Source organism: Aeromonas bivalvium (assembly GCF_000819765.1).
Lineage (GTDB): Bacteria > Pseudomonadota > Gammaproteobacteria > Enterobacterales > Aeromonadaceae > Aeromonas > Aeromonas bivalvium.
In genome coordinates this window covers 1-3,195 of sequence record NZ_CDBT01000006.1, presented here as the reverse complement: position 1 = coordinate 3,195, position 3,195 = coordinate 1, and the positions used below count along the sequence as shown (strand labels likewise).

Sequence of the window (3,195 nt, the reverse complement as noted above, 5' to 3'; positions counted from 1 at the left end):
CCGCCAGCAGGCCGAGCAGGGGCAGCCAGGTGCCCAGGGTGGGCAGCAGCAGGGCGCAGACGCCGCCGAGCAGGCCGACGAGGCCATAGGTGCGCATCCCGGCGACTCGCTGGTTGTCCCCCAGCTGGCGTACCTGCCAGCCCCGCTCCAGCCCTATGATGAGGCCGATGGCCAGGGAGACCAGGGCCCCGTTGATGGGGTCTGCCTCGATCCACATGCCGAACTCCTTGCTCATGCGCCTCTGCCTGGATCCCATGATGGCACAGCCTGCACGGGGCTGCGGGGGCCTGGCTCACAGAGTATCGAAGGGATCCGGCTGTCCCTGGCGGCGCGTCAATAAACAGGGGAGCCGAGGCTCCCCTGTTCGTTTTGTTGCTGGCACGGCGACGGTCGACCAGGATCTGGCATGCGGCCACCCGGGTTCATGCCGTGCTGGCGTGACGGCTCACTGCTGGACCCAGGCATCCTGCCAATGAGACCCGATCCCGGGCTCGTACTGGGTGGCCGTGGCCGCCCACTGGCTGCACCAGCCGCTGTAGGGGAAGGGCTTGCACTGATAGACCTTGCCATTTTTCGGTTGCAGCACCCGGGTGCCATCTGTGTAGCCGTCGACCCCCTCAGGGAAGCTGAACTGATAGTCGCCGCTGGTCGGCGCCTTGAACATCAGATCCAGGGTCTGCTGCACCACTTCCCCTCCTGCCTTGGGCCTGCCCTCGATCACCAGCTGGTGGTGGCCCGCACTCAGGCCCGTGGCCTCCAGGGTGAAACCCTGGCTGCCGTCCTTGATGTCGGCACTGCTCTGCCCCCTGGCGACGCCGCCATGGTCATACAGGGTAGTGGTGACGGCGAGATCCCCCTCGGCCGTGACGGTGAAGCTCAGGGTGACCTTGCCGTTGTCGAGCGGGTAGTCGCTCCCCAGGCCGCTCACGCTGATGCTGTTGCCTACCGGCGGTTGCTGCTGTTCGAGCTGGATCTCGACCCGTTGCAGCTTGCTGCCGGCCTTGAGGTAGATGGGGTTCTGACCGTAGACGGGGTTGTACTGGCCGTCGGCCCCTTGCCCTGCGCGGATCTGGCTCTGCTCGGCATTGATCTTGGTTGCCAGGGCGTGGGCCCAGTTGTTCTTCAGGCCCTGCTCGGCGTCGGTTATGGTCAGCACGGTTTGCAGATCGGCCCGCTCGCCGCCGGCATCGAACACCCGGGTCCTGGCCTTGTCACCGGCCGCGAGATCGATGGAGGGGTAGATGGTGCCGCCCTGGCTCCAGCTCAGCGGCGGCTGGGTGCCGTCATCGAAACGGGCGTCGATCAGGTTGTAGAAGCTGTTGGTGGTATCGCCCACCTCCCAGACCCCGAGGATGAGCTGATAGCCGGTGCGCGCCGGCAGGGTGCATTCATGGGTGACCTGCTTGGGGGGCTGCACCATGTTGCCGTCGATGACGCAGAAGGGGTTGAGATCGAATGCGTCTCTGGTCAGGGGCTGGTTCGGGTTCCAGTCCTGCCTGGTGAGGTAGTAGCGCCAGTTGCGGGTCACGTGGTTGGCGGTGAAGGTCCAGCTGATATTGAAGGGGCCGGCCTGCACATTGCGCTTGGTCCAGCGATCGCTGGTCTGGGCGTTGAGCTCGCCAAATTGCGGATGCCCGGCCGAGGCGATCTGGCCGTCGGCTGGGCCGCCATCGGGGAAGCCGGACGGCGCCTCCAGGCTCTGGGGTTCCCACTGGATGGCGCCGCAGCCGATGTTGCCGCCGGTCTTGCACAGGGCGTTGCGTCCCTCCGGCTGGCTGATGTAACCGTGGGCGAGCACGCCGCCACTGGCCAGCAGCGCCAGCGCCGCAGCCACATGATTGAGTCGAATTTTTGCTGCCATACATTCCTCTGTTCGGTGATGTGGGCAGTCACCTTGGCTGGGGAAATCCCCGGTACACACCTGGGTGTGGCAACCCCGCTATCCTGGACGGCATGTCTTTAGACCGGAGGCTTTGCGTCCTGGCCTTTCAACCAGTTTGCCAAATGACTACTGAAAGGGTCATGGTGCCGCATTGGGCGGCAGTGCCATCATGACTATTTTTTGTTAAATAATTAAGTGTCAAAGTTGACAGCTTGACCCGCTCGATCTGGCGTCGTCGCTTAACGGCTCGTTTTGCCATTTGTCTCTGGATGAAGGCCTGAACACTCAGCCTGATGATGGCGACAAAGGAGTGCCCTGTCGCAGTGGTGGTCGCCTCCTCTGCCGGCATGGCGGGCAGAAGAGGCGGTGGGGCGGGACGTGCGCTGACGCGCAGCGGCGCTGGCGGATCAGGCGTGCTGGCGAGTGTGCTCCGGCGCCTGATCCGCTGAGATGGCGCTGCCAAGCCGGAAGGCCGCCAGTCGCTCGTCCAGGCTGCGCGACAGTCCGGCCAGCAGCTCGCTCTCCTGGGCCAGCTGGGAGGCGGCCTGGGACATCTCGAGCGCCGAGTCATTGATGCCGCTGACGTTGCGGTTCATGTCTTCCGCCACCATGCTCTGCTGCTCCGCCGCCGTGGCTATCTGGGTCGCCATGTCGCTCACGTGCTGGATGTGACTGACGATGAGGGAGAGATCCTGCCCCGCCTTCTCGGACTGGCCGACGCTGCTCTCCGCCAGCTTGCGGCTGGTGTCCATGGCACTGGCAGCGGTGACCGCCCGTTGCTGCAACTGGGTGATGGTGCTCTGGATCTCCTCGGTGGAGTGGCGGGTACGGCTGGCCAGCTGGCGCACCTCGTCGGCCACCACGGCAAAACCGCGGCCCTGCTCGCCGGCCCGGGCCGCCTCGATGGCGGCGTTGAGGGCCAGCAGGTTGGTCTGATCCGAGATGGCGCTGATGACGGCGGTCACTTCCCCTATCTGCATCACCCCCTCCTTGAGGCGATTGACCTGATGGGTGGCCTGCTCCACCTCGGTGGCCAGGGTCTGGATGCCGTGTACGCTGGCGTGGACGTCTTCGTTGCCGAGCCCGGCCTCGTTGGTGGCGTCCTGGGTGTCGCGGGCCGTGTTCTCGGCATGACCCGCCACATCCGAGATGGTGGCGCTCATCTCGTTCATGGCGGTGGCGAGCTGGGCCAGCTGATCCCGCTGGCTGTTGACCGCCTGATTGGTCTGCTCGGCGGAGGCGGCGATGCGCAGGGCGGCGTCCGCCACGTTGCGGGCCCCCTGGCTCGCCTCCAGCAGGGCGCGGCGGATGGC

Annotated in this window: 3 protein-coding genes and 1 riboswitch; all 3 genes read right to left on the bottom strand. The window is 65.7% G+C overall.

What is annotated here, in order from left to right; all coding sequences use genetic code 11:
* Nucleotides 1-235 (bottom strand): MgtC/SapB family protein (locus BN1119_RS01095; RefSeq protein ID WP_041992658.1); only part of this gene is annotated, 235 nt, incomplete at its 3' end.
* A 210-nt stretch (nucleotides 236-445) separates the two neighbouring features.
* Nucleotides 446-1,861 carry an N-acetylglucosamine-binding protein GbpA gene (gene gbpA / locus BN1119_RS01090; RefSeq protein ID WP_041992654.1) on the bottom strand — a complete coding sequence of 472 codons (1,416 nt, stop codon included), beginning with the start codon at nucleotides 1,859-1,861 and terminating at the stop codon, nucleotides 446-448.
* A 65-nt stretch (nucleotides 1,862-1,926) separates the two neighbouring features.
* Nucleotides 1,927-2,012: riboswitch (cyclic di-GMP riboswitch) on the bottom strand.
* A 277-nt stretch (nucleotides 2,013-2,289) separates the two neighbouring features.
* On the bottom strand, nucleotides 2,290-3,195 hold a 906-nt coding region (locus BN1119_RS01085), incomplete at its 5' end, for a methyl-accepting chemotaxis protein (RefSeq protein ID WP_041992651.1).